Origin of the sequence: Paraburkholderia sp. RL17-373-BIF-A (genome assembly GCF_046030175.1) — a bacterium.
Lineage (GTDB): Bacteria > Pseudomonadota > Gammaproteobacteria > Burkholderiales > Burkholderiaceae > Paraburkholderia.
Genome location: NZ_JARESO010000034.1, coordinates 23777 through 40339, shown reverse-complemented (window position 1 = coordinate 40339; position 16563 = coordinate 23777). Strand labels below are relative to the sequence as shown.

Annotated in this window: 15 protein-coding genes; 12 read left to right on the top strand and 3 right to left on the bottom strand. The window is 64.2% G+C overall.

Going from position 1 to position 16563, the window contains the following annotated elements:
• Window positions 1-28: 28 nt before the first annotated feature.
• Window positions 29-265, bottom strand: coding sequence for a hypothetical protein (locus P0D80_RS32295; protein WP_132374253.1), 237 nt, complete (start codon window positions 263-265; stop codon window positions 29-31).
• Window positions 266-457: 192 nt separating this feature from the next.
• Here P0D80_RS32295 and P0D80_RS32290 point away from each other — a divergent pair, with 192 nt between their 5' ends.
• From P0D80_RS32290 to P0D80_RS32270, 5 genes are all read left to right on the top strand, one after another.
• A complete protein-coding gene (locus P0D80_RS32290) occupies window positions 458-2428 on the top strand; it encodes a PAS domain-containing hybrid sensor histidine kinase/response regulator (protein ID WP_408290004.1) in 1971 nt (656 codons plus the stop codon).
• Window positions 2429-2626: 198 nt separating this feature from the next.
• Window positions 2627-3805: an acyl-CoA dehydrogenase family protein gene (locus P0D80_RS32285; protein ID WP_408290002.1), complete on the top strand. Its 1179-nt coding sequence runs from the start codon at window positions 2627-2629 to the stop codon at window positions 3803-3805.
• A gap of 24 nt (window positions 3806-3829) precedes the next feature.
• Window positions 3830-4435: a class I SAM-dependent methyltransferase gene (locus P0D80_RS32280; protein ID WP_408290000.1), complete on the top strand. Its 606-nt coding sequence runs from the start codon at window positions 3830-3832 to the stop codon at window positions 4433-4435.
• Window positions 4432-5088 carry a glycosyltransferase family 2 protein gene (locus P0D80_RS32275; RefSeq protein ID WP_408289998.1) on the top strand — a complete coding sequence of 219 codons (657 nt, stop codon included), beginning with the start codon at window positions 4432-4434 and terminating at the stop codon, window positions 5086-5088. The genes P0D80_RS32280 and P0D80_RS32275 overlap by 4 nt, the downstream gene beginning before the upstream one ends.
• Window positions 5089-5125: 37 nt before the next feature.
• The gene (locus P0D80_RS32270) at window positions 5126-5620 is read left to right on the top strand and encodes a DUF421 domain-containing protein (RefSeq protein ID WP_132374257.1); all 495 of its coding nucleotides are present in this window, start codon (window positions 5126-5128) and stop codon (window positions 5618-5620) included.
• Window positions 5621-5629: 9 nt separating this feature from the next.
• Here the strand turns inward: P0D80_RS32270 and P0D80_RS32265 are convergent, their stop codons facing one another.
• Complete coding sequence (locus P0D80_RS32265; protein WP_132374258.1) at window positions 5630-7027, bottom strand: MFS transporter; 1398 nt, start codon at window positions 7025-7027, stop codon at window positions 5630-5632.
• Window positions 7028-7255: 228 nt separating this feature from the next.
• Here P0D80_RS32265 and P0D80_RS32260 point away from each other — a divergent pair, with 228 nt between their 5' ends.
• The gene (locus tag P0D80_RS32260) at window positions 7256-7408 is read left to right on the top strand and encodes a hypothetical protein (protein ID WP_166799215.1); all 153 of its coding nucleotides are present in this window, start codon (window positions 7256-7258) and stop codon (window positions 7406-7408) included.
• A gap of 295 nt (window positions 7409-7703) precedes the next feature.
• Here the strand turns inward: P0D80_RS32260 and P0D80_RS32255 are convergent, their stop codons facing one another.
• A complete protein-coding gene (locus tag P0D80_RS32255; protein ID WP_165923832.1) occupies window positions 7704-7844 on the bottom strand; it encodes a hypothetical protein in 141 nt (46 codons plus the stop codon).
• A 490-nt stretch (window positions 7845-8334) separates the two neighbouring features.
• Between P0D80_RS32255 and mprF the strand changes: the two genes are divergently transcribed.
• From mprF to P0D80_RS32225, 6 genes are all read left to right on the top strand, one after another.
• On the top strand, window positions 8335-10887 hold the full coding sequence (gene mprF, locus P0D80_RS32250) for a bifunctional lysylphosphatidylglycerol flippase/synthetase MprF (protein ID WP_408290050.1): 2553 nt from the start codon (window positions 8335-8337) through the stop codon (window positions 10885-10887).
• The gene (locus P0D80_RS32245) at window positions 10884-12146 is read left to right on the top strand and encodes a virulence factor family protein (RefSeq protein ID WP_408289994.1); all 1263 of its coding nucleotides are present in this window, start codon (window positions 10884-10886) and stop codon (window positions 12144-12146) included. The genes mprF and P0D80_RS32245 overlap by 4 nt, the downstream gene beginning before the upstream one ends.
• A gap of 118 nt (window positions 12147-12264) precedes the next feature.
• The gene (locus tag P0D80_RS32240; protein WP_408289992.1) at window positions 12265-12438 is read left to right on the top strand and encodes a hypothetical protein; all 174 of its coding nucleotides are present in this window, start codon (window positions 12265-12267) and stop codon (window positions 12436-12438) included.
• Window positions 12439-12653: 215 nt separating this feature from the next.
• Window positions 12654-14228 (top strand): threonine ammonia-lyase, biosynthetic, encoded by a 1575-nt coding sequence (ilvA, locus tag P0D80_RS32235; RefSeq protein WP_408180734.1) that lies wholly within the window; start codon window positions 12654-12656, stop codon window positions 14226-14228.
• A 240-nt stretch (window positions 14229-14468) separates the two neighbouring features.
• Entirely contained in the window at window positions 14469-15647 is a 1179-nt protein-coding gene (locus P0D80_RS32230; RefSeq protein ID WP_408289989.1) for a 4-hydroxybenzoate 3-monooxygenase, read from the top strand.
• 211 nt (window positions 15648-15858) lie between these two features.
• Window positions 15859-16515 carry a TetR/AcrR family transcriptional regulator gene (locus tag P0D80_RS32225; protein WP_408289987.1) on the top strand — a complete coding sequence of 219 codons (657 nt, stop codon included), beginning with the start codon at window positions 15859-15861 and terminating at the stop codon, window positions 16513-16515.
• Window positions 16516-16563 lie beyond the last annotated feature (48 nt).

Below are 16563 nucleotides of genomic sequence, written 5' to 3'. Positions count from 1 at the left end.
TCGCTACCGGCTCTTTTCTACATGCCGCTTATTTCCCGGCGGGTTGACTCGCGGCCGCGGCCGCGCTAGCTTCCTTGTCCTTCTTCTTGGCCTCGTGATGGCCGACCGCGCAGCCGGCGGCCGCGCCCGCTACGCCGTGGCCGCCCGCGACGTGGCCGGCGACGCCGCCCACGACCGCGCCTTTCGTACAGCCTTCGGCCTGCGCGGCACTGTGGGTGAGTGCCAGCGCTGCGGCGAGAGCGAGGGTGGTGAATGCTTGTTTCAATTGCGGCTCCTGGTTTCTGATGAGTGTGCGATCAGCGAGTAGCAATTGCGGGGCCCGGCGATTGCCCTCGCGCTTTTGTCGGCGCGGAAGACGGCGCCGGACTTTTCGCGTGGGCCTCAGGTAAAACCATAAGCGAAGCGGACGGTGACTGGCGGTGTATGCTTTTGGACGTAGCCTTTATTCCGGACCACCATGAAACAGCTTGATGTCCCCTCTGCCGGCGAAAACGGCAAGCCTGCCAAGGCCCCGACCGCGGCCCGCCCGAGTGCGATTGCCGACGTCGACTACTGGACGCTGGTGCAGGCGATCGAAGACTATGCGATCTTCCTGCTCGACGCGACCGGGCGGATCGTTAGCTGGAATGCCGGGGCACAGAAGCTGACGGGCTACACGGACGAGATCATCGGCCGGCACTTTTCGTGTTTCTATCCCGATGAAGCGGTGGCGCGCGGCTGGCCCGCCTACGAACTGCAACAGGCGTCGCTGACCGGCCGCTTCGAGGACGAAGGCTGGCGGGTCCGCAAGGACGGCACGACCTTCTGGTCGAACGTCGTGATTACGTCGATCCGCAACGACGCGGGCATTCTCACCGGCTTCGCCAAGATCACGCGCGATCTGACCGCGCAACGCGAGTATCTGGAAGCGCTGCGGCAAAGCGAGGAGCGGTTCCGCTTGCTGGTCGACTGCGTCAAGGACTATGCGATCTTCATGCTCGATCCGCAAGGCCACGTGGTGAGCTGGAATGCCGGCGCTGCGCGCATCAAAGGCTATTCGCGCGAGGAAATCGTCGGCCAGCATTTCTCGGTTTTCTACGCGCCTGAGGAAGCGGCGGCAGGCAAGCCCGCGCGCGAACTGGCAATCGCCCGGCAGATCGGACACGTCGAGGACGAAGGCTGGCGCGTGCGCAAGGACGGCACGACCTTCTGGGCCAACGTCGTGATCACCGCGATGCATGACGAGTCGAACCGGCTGCGCGGCTTCGCCAAGGTTACGCGCGATCTGACCGAGCGGCGTCAGCGCGAGGAACTGGAGCGTTCCGGCGAACGCATGCGGCAGTTTCTCGCGACCCTCGCTCATGAATTGCGCAATCCGCTCGCGCCGGTCCGCAATGCGATTGGCGTGATGCAACTCGAAACCGGTGTCAGTCCCACGCTGGCGCGTTCGCGCGACCTGATCGATCGCCAGGTCACGCACCTCACGCGGTTGGTCGACGATCTGCTCGACGTCGGCCGGATCATGTCGAACAAGGTCGAGTTGCGCCTCGGCCGTGTGGATCTGGCCGAGGTGATGGCGCGCGCGATCGAGGCAGCCCGGCCGTTCACCGATGCGCACGAGCAGCGGGTCGTGCAGCATATGCCGGACGAGCCGGTGATCGTGCGCGGCGACATGACGCGTCTCGTGCAGGTGTTGCAAAACCTCTTGCACAACGCGGCAAAGTTCTCGCCGGTGAGCAGCACCATCGACGTCGTGGCGCGTATCGATTACCACATGGCCGTGCTCGAAGTGCGCGATGCCGGTTGCGGCATTCCTGTGCGCTCGCTCGACAAGATCTTCGAGCTGTTCGCTCAGGAGAAGGAAGGGCAGAATGCCGGCGAGGGCGGTCTCGGCATCGGCCTCACGCTGTGCAAGTCGCTCGTCGAGATGCACGGCGGCAGCATTATCGCGAGCAGCGAAGGGGTGGGTTGCGGCAGTACCTTTACGCTGAGTCTGCCGCTGGCCGCCGCGCCGTCCGAAGCGACGGGCGATGAGGCGAACGCGGCGAACACCCAAGTCGCGCCACTGCGCATTCTGCTGGTCGATGACAATTGCGATTCGGCCGACAGTCTGGCGATGCTACTCGAACTCAAAGGCCACGAGGTGCGCATCGCCTACGAGGGCGAGCAGGCGGTCCAGGTCGCGCCGCGCTTTGCGCCCCACCTCGCTGTGATCGACCTTGCCATGCCGAAGATGGACGGCTACGCGACCATCGCGGCGCTGCGCGCGATGCCCGAACTCGCCCACACCCTGTACGCCGCCATGACCGGCTTCGGCCACTCGAGCGATCGCGAGCGCACCCGTGACGCCGGGTTTCATGCGCATCTCGTGAAGCCGGTGGAACTCGAGCTGTTCGATGCCTTGCTGGCCGAGGTGGAAGCGCGGCGCAGCGGGCGCGACCCCGGCTAGCCGTTGGAGCAACGCGCGCTTCCTTCATACGAGAGCGGTGTGATGGCTGGCTTGCATCAGCATTCCTGATTCCCGAAGAAAGGTGTCACGTGTCCAGGCATTTCAGCGCCTGCGGCACGCCGCTTGCTGAGCGTCTTTTGTGCGCGGCGGCCCTTGAGAGTCCGCCGGCACTCGATCGAACAGCTTCAGGGAGGCACGATGCTCGATACGCGTGATCGTGCGGCCGGCGTCAACGCGCGGCCGCCGCAAAGTTCCGGCATGACCGCGTCTCGCGATTCCCATACAGCGGCGAGCAGGGCTCGGAAGGGTGCGCAACCTGCCGGGTCGCTTGAAAATTTTCTGCGTGACACGCGCTTCGATCCCAATGACCCCGCCGCGCTCGGCGATGTGTTGCGCGCGCTGGCCGAACACGGGTATGACCGCGCGCCTTTTGTGCCCTTGCCGGGTCACGGCGAGACGCTCGCGCGCTGGCGCGCCCTCGCAGCAGTCGCCGCGTGCGATCTCGGACTCGTCAAGTTGTTCGAAGGCCACACGGATGCACTTGCGATCCTCGCCGAATTGCAAGGGCCCGCGCCGCGTGCGGGAAGCCGCTGGGGTGTCTGGGCCGCCGAGCCACCCGATGCGCGTGTGCAAGCGACCAAAGTAGGAATCCGAAGCGATGGCAGGGCCCTTCATCTTGTAGGCACAAAAGCATGGTGCTCGGGCGCCGGTGTCGTCACGCATGCGCTGGTTACCGCGTGGCTGGACGATGAACCGGTGCTGGCGGCTGTCGCGATGGATCAGCCATCCATCTCGATCGACACGTCGAAGTGGCAAGCGGTCGGCATGCAGGCCACGGCAAGCGCTGACGTGACCTTCGACCAGGCTTCGGCGACGCTGGTGGGCGGCGCGCATTCCTATGTGCGGCGTCCAGGCTTCTGGCACGGCGGCGCCGGTATCGCCGCGTGCTGGTATGGGGCCGCCGCGCAGATCGGCCGGATGCTGCGCGACGCGTCCACGCAGCGCGCGGATCCACATCGGCTTGCCCATCTCGGCGCGGTCGAGGTGGCATTGGCCGCGGCGGCCGCGGTATTGCGCGAGACCGCCGCGCGCATCGACGCCAATCCGTCGACTGACTCGCAACGCGAGACGATGCGCGCGCGCCTCGTGGTCGAAGACGCCGCGACCGCCGTGATGAATCACGCGACGCGTACCCTCGGTGCCGGCCCGTTGTGCCGCAACGCGCGCTTCGCGCGTGCGCTGGCGGATCTGCCGGTGTTCCTGCGGCAGAGCCACGCGGAGCGCGATCTGGCCGCGCTCGGTGAACTGGTTGCGGCGGCGGGTCAGGGCGACGGTCGTGACGATCACGATGCCGGAGGTGCCCCGTGGACGCTTTGACGCCATGCACGGAGGGCCGCTGACATGAGCTCTCCGGTCACATACTTCGATGAACTCTATCAACAGAGCGACGATCCGTGGAAGTTGCGCGAAGGCTGGTACGAGAGCCGCAAGCGCTCGCTCACGCTCGCGTTGCTGCCGCGTCCGCGTTACCGAAACGCGTTCGAGCCCGGCTGCGCGAACGGCGAACTGACCGTCGAGTTGGCGAAGCGCTGCGATACGCTGCTTGCCGCAGATCTGCACGAACGCGCGGTGCAGCTTGCGCGCGAGCGGGTCGCGGGCGCAGCGCACGTCCGCGTCGAACAGCGCACGGTGCCGCGCGAATGGCCAACGGAAGCCGGACCGTTCGATCTGATCGTGATCAGCGAATTCGCGTATTACCTCGATTCGGCGGAACTCGAAACACTGGCTTCACGAATCGCCGCCTCGCTCACTACAGACGGCACGCTGCTCGCATGTCATTGGCGCCGTCCCTTCGCCGAAGCGCTCGAATCCGCCGATGCCGCGCATGCGCTGTTCGATACGCGCTGCGGCCTCGCGCGTCTCGCGCATCATGATGAAGCCGATCTGCTGATCGACGTCTGGTCGCGCGACGCACGGTCGGTCGCGCAGCGCGAGGGGCTCCTATGATCGGCGTGATCGTTCCGGCGCATAACGAAGAGGCGTTGCTGGCGCCTTGCCTCGCGGCCTTGATCGCTGCCTCCCGCCATGAGGACCTGGCGGGCGAAACAGTGCGCATCGTGGTCGTGCTCGACGCTTGCGACGATTTCACCGGCGCGATCGCGCGTGCCTACGGCGTCGAGACGCTGGCGCTGAAAGCGCGCAATGTCGGCATTGCGCGCGCGACCGGTGCGGACTTCCTGCTGGCGGACGGCGCCCGCTGGCTCGCGTTCACCGACGCCGACAGCCGCGTCTCGTCAGGCTGGCTGGTCGCGCAGCTTTCACTGGGTGCGGACGCGGTGTGCGGCTCGATTGCCGTCGACGACTGGACCGCGCACCCGCACAGCGTGCGCGAATACTTCCGCAAGACTTACGTGGATGCCGACGGTCATCGTCACATTCACGGTGCGAACCTCGGCGTGTCGGCCGACGCCTACCGGCGCGCGGGCGGCTTTCCACCGCTCAAGTGCAGCGAGGATGTCGCGCTGGTCGACCGGTTGATCGCGATCGGCGCGCGCATTGCGTGGAGCGCGGCGCCGCGCGTGATTACGAGCGCGCGCGCAGCGGCTCGCGCTCGCGGCGGCTTCGGCGATACGCTGGCGGCGTGGGCGGCCGCCGGGTAAGGGGGCACGCCGGCTGTCGCTGTCAAAGGAGGGCGACATGATGGACGCGATCTTGCTGCTATTCGGCCAAGGCAGAACGCTCGATCCGCTGCAGATGGCCATGCGCGCGATCGTCGTATTTCTGATCGCGCTGGTGCTGATCCGGATCTCAGGCCGGCGCTCGTTCGGACAACGCTCGCCGTTCGATTCGGTGGTGGTGATACTGCTCGGCGCGACGTTGAGCCGGGCCATTGCCGGCGCGTCGCCGTTTATCGCCACCGTGGTCGCGTCGTTCATGATCGTTGCGTGTCATCGGCTGCTGGCGTGGGCGTGCATGCGCTCGCCCGGGCTGGAGCGGCTGGTGGGGGGCGTCGAACGCGAGGTGTTCAGCAACGGCGCGTTCAATACGCGCGAGTTGGATGCGGCGCTCATCACCCGAACCGACGTGCACGAAAGCGTGCGGCAGAAAACCGGCTCACGTTCGATGGACGACGTGGCCGCGGCAATTCTCGAACGCAACGGCGAAGTGAGCGTGATCCGCAAGAAGGCTTGAGGCGACCGCTCAGCCCCGGCCGCCGCGCGAGATTTCCTCACCCGCGCGGTGAGGCATGCGCAGCGTGACCGGAATCGACGCGAACGAGCACAGGCCGACCACCAGAAACGCCGGCCAGAAATCCGACCATGTGATGCCCGGATGCCCATGCAGCACGCGCGAGATCTGCAGCACGATACCGCCGATCGTCACGCCGAGGCCGAGCGACATCTGCTGCACGACGCTGCCGAGACTCGTGGCGCGGCCCACGTCGCGAGTGGCGATTTCCGCGTAGGTGAGCGAGTTCAGACTGGTGAACTGCAGCGCGGGGAAGAAGCCGCCGAGCAACACGACCACCCAGATGATCCAGGTCGGCGTGCCGGGGAAAAATAGTCCGCAGGCCGCGATCGAGAGCCCCGACAACGCGGCGTTGACTACCAGCACCGAACGGAAGCCGAAGCGGTGCAGCACGCTCGAGGCGACCGTGCGCATGAACATGCCGCCGAACGCGGACGCGCACGTGATCAGGCCGGATTCGAATGCGCTCATGCCGTGGCCTTCCTGCAGCATCAGCGGCAAGAGGAACGGCAATGCGCCGAGGCCGATCCGAAACAACGAACCGCCGAGCACGCTCGCCTGGAACGTCGGCACCTTGAAAAAGCGCAGGTCGAGCAGCGGTAGCGGGACGCGCTGCGCGTAGGCGACATAGGCCGCGAGCAGAACCGCGCCGCACGCGCACATGCCGAACGCGTCGCGATTCGAAATCAGTTCGCCGCCGACCAGCGACAACCCGAGCAGAAGCAACACCGCACCCGCCGCCGACAGAAAAAAGCCGATCCAGTCGAGCGGGCCGGGGTCCGGTTCGCGCGTATTGGCGATGTGCTTGTTGGTTAGATAGATGCCGAGAATGCCGATCGGCACGTTGATGAAGAAAATCAGGCGCCAGTGCAGATAGGTGGTGATGAAGCCGCCGAGCAGCGGTCCCGCGGCGGGGCCGAGCATGGCCGGGACGCTCAGATAGTTCATCGCGCGGATGAAGTCGGACTTGTGCACCACGCGGAAGATGATGATCCGCCCGACCGGCACCATCATCGCGCCGCCCACGCCCTGCACGAAGCGCGCAAGGGTGAAGGTGGCCAGAGAATTCGACGCGGCGCACAGCAGCGAGCCCGTCACGAAGATGCCGATCGCCGTGCGGAAGATCGTGCGCGCGCCGAACCGGTCGGCGAGCCATCCGCACACGGGAATGAAGACGCCCAGGCCCAGCACATAGCTTGTTACCGCGATTTTCAGCGTGACCGGATCGCGCCCGAAGTCGCGCGCCATGGCCGGTAGCGCGGTGACGATCACGTTCGCATCGACGCTTTCCATGAACATCGCGCACGCGACGATAAGGGGCGCAATCAGAGCTTTCTGGACGGCGGTCATGACGGCGGGCTGCGGCGAACGGCCGCGGGCAAAGGGGCCATTATTGCACCTGTACGGTGCGGATTGTTAACAGCGCACCCGTCGATGCCACCCTTTTTAAGATCGTGTCGCTGTGGTTGTGACCGTCGCGCAACAGGCTGCGGTTTTACTGATATTTGTTGCAGTGCGGCAGGAGATGGCTATAATCGGGTTATTGCCTAGGTATAAACCCTATATAGGAGTTCCGCCATGAACACCGCTTCCAACGCTTCCGCTGTCCGCGCTACCGTCGCCGCCAACAACACCTTCCTTGGCAAGCTGCGCGCCTTGGCATTGCATGCACTGAATCTGCACCTGCAAAACTGCGCTGTGATCGCGGAAGCGCATCGCCGTCCGGAGTAAGACAAAAGCCGCGCGCCACACGCGCAGACCGATACAGCAGGGCGCAGACATGCGCCGCGTCTGTCATGCGCACGGCGCCACGGTTTAGCGTCGTTTTTGCGTCATTCATGCCCGCCAGGCCGCGATATCACCGCGGCCCGCTGGCACGTGCAGCGAACGCTGTGCGATCTGGTTTCATCATTCAAGCTTCTTTGCAGCGGCGGCACGCGTGCAGTTCGCACCGTGTGAGCGTCATTCGTGACGCCGCTCGTGTTTCCGACCTCGTACGGCAACCGCCCGTACTTTACGGCTCGGTTTAGTCGCGGGCGCGGCTCGACACCCTCACTACGGCCTTGCGCTCCATGGTCGCTCGCGTGGCCAGTGCGCTCATCAACAGCGCCATCGACACCAACCCGACCAGATACACGCCCGCCATCATCCAATCCTGTTCCGCCATCTTCATTCTCCTTCGAGTACCTGATTTCACCCGGCAAGTGCGCCGCGTTTCACTGAGCTATTGCTCTCGATTACGGCACGCGAAGAGAAAATCTTGATGCCGCGTTTCAACGCTTCGAGCGATAGGCCATGCCGCGCGCAATCGACGCCACGTCGAATCTTCATTCGCCGCGCGCAAATAGCGTTTAAACTTCAGCCCCCTGTCGACAAGCCGGCGCGCCTCATCGCGGCCCAATCGGCAATATCGACCGTTTTATGCACGCGGATGGCTGCGCCAAGTCGCGCAGTGCATTCAAATTCAATGGGCGGGCCAGGTTAAACCCCTCGATACGGCTGACGCTGTCAACCTTTTTACCCCTGTGCCGTTATCCATTTGTAATCGCCAATAACCGGCGACGCCGCGAAGGACAATCCGTCGCGACAGCTCCACGCAAGGCCCTGCATTGACCATGTTCCATCGATATAACTATAAATTCGACCGGCTGGGCGCGATGTTCGACCGTGCATCGAAAACGCTCGGCAGCAGGGGATTTCTCTCGCCTGTGCTCGCGCTCGTGATTGGCGCGCTGCTGCTGGTCGTTTTGCAACACCTCTCGCAAGCAGTCGACTATCGCTCGGTGATGCGTCAATTGCGTCAGCTGACGGCCGGTGAGTGGACCGCCGCGCTCGGCGCCACCGCGCTCAGCTATGTGGCGCTGGTCGGCCGCGATGCAGTCGGTTTGCGCTATCTGGGCGCGGTCGTGCCGCGTGTGGCGCTGTGGATCGGTGCGACCGCCGGCTCGGCACTCGGCAATGCCACCGGCTTCGGCGCGCTCACTGGCGGGGCCGTGCGTGCGCGCGTCTACGGTGTCGCGAGCATCACGCCCGCGCAGATCGGCCGCATGACGGTGTTCACGAGCGTGTCGCTCGCGCTCGCACTGGTGTTGATGACGGCGCTCGGCATGGTCGGCGTAGCTGGCACGCTCGCGCCGATGCTGCATCTCGAACCCGTCACGCTGCGTTGGATTGGCATGGCGCTGCTCGTCGTACTCGGATTGGCGGCCGCCGCCTGCCGCAGCGAAACGCGCCCGGTGCGCACGCGCTGGAAGTGGCTGTCGTTCGATATTCCCGCGCGCCGCGACCTGCTCGCGCAAGTGGCGCTCGCGGTGCTCGACGTGGTGGCCGCCGGCCTCGCGTTGTGGGCATTGCTGCCGCATGCGGACGTGAGCTTCGTGACCTTCATCACGGTCTACGCCGCGGCCATGCTGCTCGGCATGATCGGCCACACGCCCGGCGGCGTCGGCGTGTTCGAAGCGGCGATGGTCTTCACGCTGAACGGCAGCGTGCAAACGCATCAGATGGTTGCCGCCTTGCTCGCGTATCGCGCGATTTACTTTGGTGTCCCGTTGATCGTCTCGGCCGCACTGCTCGCCGGCTTCGAAGGCCGCGCGCTAAAAAGCCGTTTGCCGCTGCAGCACGCCGCTGCGGCGTCGAAGCTCGCGCCGCTGTTCCTGAGTCTCGTCACGTTCGTGGTCGGCGGCATGCTGGTGATTTCCAGCGCGACGCCCGCGTTCTGGCAACGCATTCACATGCTGCGCGATGTGCTGCCGCTGTGGGTGCTCGAAAGTTCGCAGATGCTCTGCAGCGTGCTCGGCGTGGCGCTGCTGTTCGTTGCCCGTGGTTTGCTGCGGCGGCTGGACGCCGCGTGGTGGATGACGCTTCTGCTGGCGGTGCTGAGTCTCGCGTTGTCGCTGACCAAAGGTCTGGCGTTCGTGGAAGCCGGGGTGCTCGGCATGCTGGTCGTGTTGCTGCTGTCCACGCGTCAGCGTTTCAACCGTCATTCGTCGCTGTTCGCGGAGCGCTTTACGGCCGGCTGGCTGGTGTCGGTTGCGATGGTGCTGATGCTCGCCACGTGGGTCATGCTGTTTGCTTTCCGCGACGTGCCATACACGCGCGACCTGTGGTGGCAATTCGCCTTCGACGAACGCGCGCCGCGTGCGTTGCGCGCGACGCTCGCCGCGAGCCTGTTCGCTGCGACGTTCTCGTTCTGGCAGTTGCTGCGTCCCGCGCCGGGACGCTTCGTCAAACCGGCGCCGGAAGATCTGCACGACGCGGCGCGCATCGTGCGAGCACAGGAACGCAGCGACGCCGGTCTCGCGCTGATGGGCGACAAGAGCTTTCTGTTCTCCGAGTCGCGCAAGGCTTTCCTGATGTACGCGAAATATGGCCGCACGTGGGCCGCTTTGCACGATCCGGTGGGTCCGCGCGAAGAGTGGGCCGGTCTGATCAGCAAGTTCGTCGCGCTCGCGCATACGCACGGCGGGCGCGCGGCGTTCTATCAGGTGCGCGCCAACGCGTTGCCGCTTTATCTCGACGCCGGCCTCACGCTGATGAAGCTCGGCGAGGAAGCGCATGTCGTACTCGACGATTTCGACCTGAAGGGCTCGCATCGCGCGCATCTTCGCTATGCGCTCAAGCGCGGCGAGCGTGATGGCTTTACCGTCGAAGTGATCGATCAGGCGAACGTGCCCGCGTCGCTCGCAACGCTGCGCGAGATTTCAGACGGCTGGCTCGACAGCCGCGACGCGCGCGAAAAGAGCTTCTCGGTGGCCGCCTTCACGGACGAGTACCTCGCCGCGCAATCGGTGATGCTGGTACGCCAGAACGGTGAACCGGCTGCGTTCGTCACCTTCATGACGACCGACATGAACACCGAGGCGACGGTCGGCGTGATGCGTCATGTGGAAAGCGCGTCGCCGTATGCAATGGAATATCTGTTCACGCAACTGGCGCTGCATCTGAAGCAGGCGGGTTTCCGCTCGCTCAGCCTCGGCATCGCACCGCTCTCCGGCATGCAGCCCACGCCGCTCGCTTCGCGCTGGCACCGGTTCGCCGGCATCGTGTGGCGCTTCGGCGGCCGTTTCTATAACTTCCGCGGACTGCGTGCTTTCAAGAGCAAGTTCCAGCCGCATTGGGAGCCGCGCTATCTCGCGGCGTCGGGTTCGGTGGGCGTGTTCTTCACGCTTGCGGACCTGTCATTGCTGGCAGGAGGCCGGCGTTCATGACATTGCATTCGTTGTTCAAGCTCGCCGTGGCGGCGAGCCTCGTGACCGGCGGCGCGCTCGCGCACGCCGCGACCACTACCGTGTCCGGTGGCCGTTATGGCGACGTCACGGTGACGCAGCCGACCGGCCCGTTGCGCGGCTTCGTGGTGCTGTACTCGCAAGCGAGTGGCTGGAGCGCGGCGGATCAGCAGAGCGCCGACGCGCTCGCCAAGGCCGGCGCGTTGACCGTCGGCGTGGACACCGCGCGCTACGCTGCTAATCTAAGTGCGAAGAAGGAAGCCTGCCATCAACTGGTGGGCGATGCGGAGGCGTTGAGCCATCAACTCGAACGTCAATCGCAATCGAGTCATTATTTCGCGCCGATCGTCGCGGGTACGGGCCAAGGCGCGACGCTCGCCGTGCACGTGCTCGAGCAGGCGCCGTCCAATACGATTGCCGGCGCGGTCTCGGTGGGCGCCGACCACACGCTCGATCCGCGCTTTCAGCCTTGCCCGCCGGACCCGACGATTATCCGCGACAAGGTGCCGGGCTTCGTCGAAAAGGCGGCCACGGGTAACGCCGATCGCACCCGCCTCGTCGCGTTGGTCACGCCGCATTTGCAGGCGGTGTCGACGAGCGACGACGACGTCTCCGATCTGCCGCTCATCGAATTGCCGGCCGCGCATCCGAACGGCCTCATGGCGATCGTGATTTCCGGCGACGGCGGTTGGCGCGATCTCGACAAGACGATCGCCCAGGCGCTGCAGAAAGACGGCGTCTCCGTGATCGGCTGGGACAGCTTGCGCTATTTCTGGAGCGAAAAGCCGCCCGCGCAAACGAGCCGCGACCTCGCGCGCGTGATGCAAACCTACGGCACGCGCTGGAACGCGCAGCATATCGCGCTGGTCGGTTATTCGTTCGGCGCGGACGTGATGCCGTTCGCCTATAACCGTCTGCCGGAAACGCTGCGCGCGAAGGTGTCGCTGATCGCGTTGCTCGGCTTCGCGCCGGATGCGGATTTTCAGATTCGCGTGGGCGGCTGGCTCGGCATGCCGGCAAGCGACAAGGCGTTGAAGGTCCAGCCGGAATTGACGCGCGTGCCGCCGGCGATCGTGCAGTGCTTTTACGGCGAGAACGAGAAGGACACCTTGTGTCCGGCGCTGACCAAAACCGGCGTCGAGGTGATTCGCACCTCGGGCGATCACCACTTCGGTGGTGATTACAATTCGCTCGAAAAGCGCATTCTCAACGCTTTCAGGAAGCAAAGCGGCGTGCATTGATACTCATGCACGACGTGGAGCGCAAGAGAGTCCAACTACGCTGATGCATGTTTCACTCGACGAAGGATCGGACGCGCTGGACATTTATTTCGGATCCCGTGGTAATCGCTTAGGCAAGTTGAAGAACATCGACGTGAGACGGGTCGGCAAGCTCGACCAGTTTCTGCGTGAGCGTGTGTTGAATACGCGGCGTTCGCCCGCCGTGCCGGATCGTGGTTTGCGCGTCGTCGAGCGCATTTCGCCGCCACGCAAAGAGCACGCCGCGGCGCGCATGGCAATCGACAGGGATTGACAAAGCGCCCCAAGTCAACGAAGATCGATCACATGAACTGCCTCGACATCCGTATTGCGCTGATTATTAGCATCATTCATCGAATGGTGGGTTAGCGCGCGTCTGATAGCAGTGACACATAACCCGCCCCACGAGGCGGGTTTTTTTATATCCGCTTGCAGCCTGCCTCCTGGTGAACTCTCTGCTGATTCATCCTTGCCGCACAGGAGCTTGCCTTGTCGTTACACCAACTCAAACAGGCCGCTGAAGCCGCCGATAGCGTCGCGCTTCGTCACGACTACCTGAAAAAAACCCTGACCGCGCGCGTCTACGACGTGGCCCGCGAGACCGAACTCGAACGCGCGCCGAATCTATCGGCACGTCTGCGCAATCCGGTTTATCTGAAGCGCGAGGACAACCAGCCGGTGTTCTCGTTCAAGGTGCGCGGCGCGTACAACAAGATGGCGCATATTCCGGCCGAGGCGCTGGAGCGTGGGGTGATTACAGCGTCGGCGGGCAATCATGCGCAGGGCGTGGCGCTGTCGGCGGCGCGCATGGGCGTGAAGGCGATCATCGTGGTGCCGGTGACGACTCCGCAGGTCAAGGTCGATGCGGTGCGCGCGCACGGCGGTCCCACTGTCGAAGTCGTGCAGTTCGGCGAATCGTATAGCGACGCCTACGGACACGCAGTGAAACTGCAGGAAGAGCGCGGTCTGACCTTCGTACATCCGTTCGACGATCCGTACGTGATCGCCGGTCAGGGCACCGTCGCGATGGAAATTCTCAGCCAGCATCAGGGCCCGATTCACGCGATCTTCGTGCCGATCGGTGGCGGAGGACTGGCGGCGGGCGTCGCCGCGTACGTGAAATCGGTGCGCCCGGAGATCAAGGTGATCGGCGTGCAGACCGACGATTCTTGCGCGATGGCGGCGTCGCTCAAAGCCGGTGAGCGCGTCACGTTGAACGAAGTGGGTCTGTTCTCGGACGGCACGGCGGTGAAACTCGTCGGTGAAGAAACCTTCCGTCTATGCAGCGAATATCTCGACGACGTGCTGCTCGTGAACACCGATGCGCTATGCGCCGCGATCAAGGATGTCTTCCAGGACACCCGCAGCGTGCTGGAACCCGCCGGCTCGCTCGCGGTGGCTGGCGCGAAACAGTATGCGGAACGCGAAGGCATCGAGAACCAGACGCTGATTGCGATTACGTCGGGCGCGAACATGAACTTCGACCGCATGCGCTTCGTGGCCGAGCGCGCCGAAGTCGGTGAAGCGCGCGAAGCGGTGTTCGCCGTGACGATTCCCGAGGAGCGTGGTAGTTTCCGCCGTTTTTGCGAACTGGTCGGCACGCGCAGCGTCACTGAATTCAACTACCGCATTGCGGATGCGAACTCCGCCCATATCTTCGTGGGCGTGCAGATCAGAAATCGCAGCGAGTCGGCGCAGATCGCGGGCGCGTTTGAAGCGCACGGCTTCGCCACAGTCGACCTGACGTTCGACGAACTCTCCAAGCAGCACATCCGCTACATGGTCGGCGGGCGCTCGCCGTTGGCACACGACGAACGTCTGTTCCGCTTCGAGTTTCCCGAGCGCCCGGGCGCGCTGATGAAATTCCTTTCGTCGATGGCGCCGAACTGGAACATCAGCCTGTTCCACTATCGCAACCAGGGCGCGGACTACAGTTCGATTCTGGTCGGCATCCAGGTGCCGGACAGCGAGAATGAAGCGTTCAACAAGTTTCTCGCCACGCTCGGTTATCCGAACTGGGAAGAGACGCAGAACCCGGTGTATCGGCTGTTTCTCGCGTCCTAGAGCGGCTCGGGGTTTACCTTGAGCTAGCGCAACGCTGTGCGAAGGATGAGGCGTCGGGTGAATGGGCCACAAGCCGCGTCTGGACGGCGTTTGGGCTCGATTTCGCCTATCGGCTGCATGTGCCTGAGCAGGTTGCTATCTCAAAACTGGATACAGCCTATCCACCATATCGCGTTGCGCGATACAGTGCGTGATCGTCAAACTGAGTGCAAATCTAACGCCGCATTCAGGAGACAACTCATGCGCACCCAAGTTGGCATCATCGGTGCCGGGCCTGCGGGCCTGCTTCTTTCCCATCTTCTTCACCTGCGCGGTATCGACTCCGTCGTGCTCGAGTCGCGCAGTCGCGATCAGATCGAATCCACCATTCGCGCCGGCGTGCTTGAACAAGGCACGATGGACCTGTTGACCGAAGCCGGCGTCGGCGCCCGGATGAAAGCAGAAGGCGCACTGCATCACGGCTTCGAACTGGCTTTCGAAGGCAAGCGGCACCGCATCGACCTGACCGGACTCACGGGGCATTCGATCACGGTTTACGCGCAGCACGAAGTCATCAAGGATCTCGTCGCGGCACGCGTGGCCGATGACGGCAAGCTGCGCTTCGGCGTCTCGGAGACGTCGATTCACGGCATCGATGCCGACACGCCGTCGATCCGCTATCGCCACGAGGGCGAAGCGTACGAATTGCAATGCGACTTCGTGATCGGCTGCGATGGTTCGCAAGGCGTGTCGCGCGCATCGATTCCGCAGGCATTGCGCAAGGACTTTGAGCGCGTGTACCCGTTCGGTTGGTTCGGTATCCTGTGCGAAGGGCCGCCGTCATCGGATGAATTGATCTACGCGCGTCATGAGCGCGGCTTCGCGTTGATCAGCACGCGCTCGCCGAATGTGCAGCGCATGTACTTCCAGTGCGATCCGAAGGACTCCGTCGAGAACTGGTCCGACGACCGCATCTGGGCGGAACTGCATGCACGAGTCGATTCTCACGACGGCCAGACAATCGTCGACGGCAAGATCTTTCAGAAGAACATTGTCGGCATGCGCAGTTTCGTGTCGAACACGATGCAACATGGCCGGCTGTTTCTCGCGGGCGATGCGGCGCATATCGTGCCACCCACCGGCGCGAAGGGCATGAATCTGGCGGTGGCCGACGTGCGTGTGTTGACCGAGGCGCTGAACGCGTTCTACGTCGAGAATCGCACGGATCTGCTCGACAGTTACAGCACGACCGCACTCAAACGCATCTGGCGCGCCGAGCATTTCTCGTACTGGATGACCAGCATGATGCACCGTATCGAGGGCGCGTCGCCTTTCGAGCAGCAGCTTCAGGTGGCCGAACTCGAATACGTGACGACCTCGCGCGCGGCGGCCACAGTGATGGCGGAAAACTACGTCGGCATCGCGGGCGCGCATGCGTGAGCGGGCAGGGCGCGTTGCATTGGATGATATGGCGGCGCCTTTCAGTGACGATCTGATCGCGCTGAAAGACGGCTAGCCCGCTGGCGATAAAACTCGCCATGTCCGATCACGGCCATCGTTTTTTCTCCAGAAGATCCGCGTGCCCGGCGAACCTCTGGACCCGCGCCGGGAATGCGAGCATATTGCTCATATTCCCATTCAGGAGTCACACTTGGCTACTCGCATTGCCGCGCCACGCGGCGCGATGCGCAAAGCGCCGCAGCAAGCGCGTTCGCGGGCCACCATCGACGCCATTCTCGACGCGGCGGCTCACATTCTCGGCGAGCGCGGCTGGGAAGGGCTTACCACTAACGGCGTAGCGGAAGCGGCGGGCGCGAGCATCGGATCGCTGTATCAGTACTTCCCGAACAAGCTGGCGCTGATCGAAGCCGTGCGTCGCCGGCACTTCGACGATGTGCTCGCAGTGCTGCATGCCGCGGCGAACCTCGAAACCCCGCGCGTGAAACGCATCACGGTGCTCGTCGACGGGATGATCGCGGTACACAGCCGGCATCCGGCGGCACACCGCGTGCTGCTGGAAGAGAGCCCGCGCGGCGAGGATTCGCGTAGCGCTCACGATCGCTTCGATGTGGAATGCACAAAGGCGTACGAAACGCTGTTCAGGGCCAACGTTCGCGGCGTTGCCGAACGCGGCTGCGTGGGTGCGCGAGTGCTCGCAGGCGCCCTTGCTGGCGCCGTCCACGAAGCGGCACGGCAGGGGCAGCTTGCGTCGCCCGTCTTGCGACGGGAACTCATCGCGCTGGTGGATGCGTACCTGTCGAGGCTGCGGCCGCTCGGCGAGAAGCCGGTCAGTCGACAAGCGCGCTAACCCCGATGCGCATCAACTCAATTCCGGACTATCGCCATGACCCAGAAC

What these genes read in the sequence shown, in the direction of transcription:
- P0D80_RS32280 (WP_408290000.1), top strand. Translation starts at nt 3,830, where the DNA reads ATGAGCTCTCCGGTCACATACTTCGATGAACTCTATCAACAGAGCGAC.
- P0D80_RS32255 (WP_165923832.1), bottom strand. Translation starts at nt 7,844, where the DNA reads ATGGCGGAACAGGATTGGATGATGGCGGGCGTGTATCTGGTCGGGTTG.
- P0D80_RS32265 (WP_132374258.1), bottom strand. Translation starts at nt 7,027, where the DNA reads ATGACCGCCGTCCAGAAAGCTCTGATTGCGCCCCTTATCGTCGCGTGC.
- P0D80_RS32275 (WP_408289998.1), top strand. Translation starts at nt 4,432, where the DNA reads ATGATCGGCGTGATCGTTCCGGCGCATAACGAAGAGGCGTTGCTGGCG.
- P0D80_RS32260 (WP_166799215.1), top strand. Translation starts at nt 7,256, where the DNA reads ATGAACACCGCTTCCAACGCTTCCGCTGTCCGCGCTACCGTCGCCGCC.
- P0D80_RS32285 (WP_408290002.1), top strand. Translation starts at nt 2,627, where the DNA reads ATGCTCGATACGCGTGATCGTGCGGCCGGCGTCAACGCGCGGCCGCCG.
- P0D80_RS32290 (WP_408290004.1), top strand. Translation starts at nt 458, where the DNA reads ATGAAACAGCTTGATGTCCCCTCTGCCGGCGAAAACGGCAAGCCTGCC.
- P0D80_RS32245 (WP_408289994.1), top strand. Translation starts at nt 10,884, where the DNA reads ATGACATTGCATTCGTTGTTCAAGCTCGCCGTGGCGGCGAGCCTCGTG.
- mprF (WP_408290050.1), top strand. Translation starts at nt 8,335, where the DNA reads ATGTTCGACCGTGCATCGAAAACGCTCGGCAGCAGGGGATTTCTCTCG.
- P0D80_RS32230 (WP_408289989.1), top strand. Translation starts at nt 14,469, where the DNA reads ATGCGCACCCAAGTTGGCATCATCGGTGCCGGGCCTGCGGGCCTGCTT.
- P0D80_RS32270 (WP_132374257.1), top strand. Translation starts at nt 5,126, where the DNA reads ATGATGGACGCGATCTTGCTGCTATTCGGCCAAGGCAGAACGCTCGAT.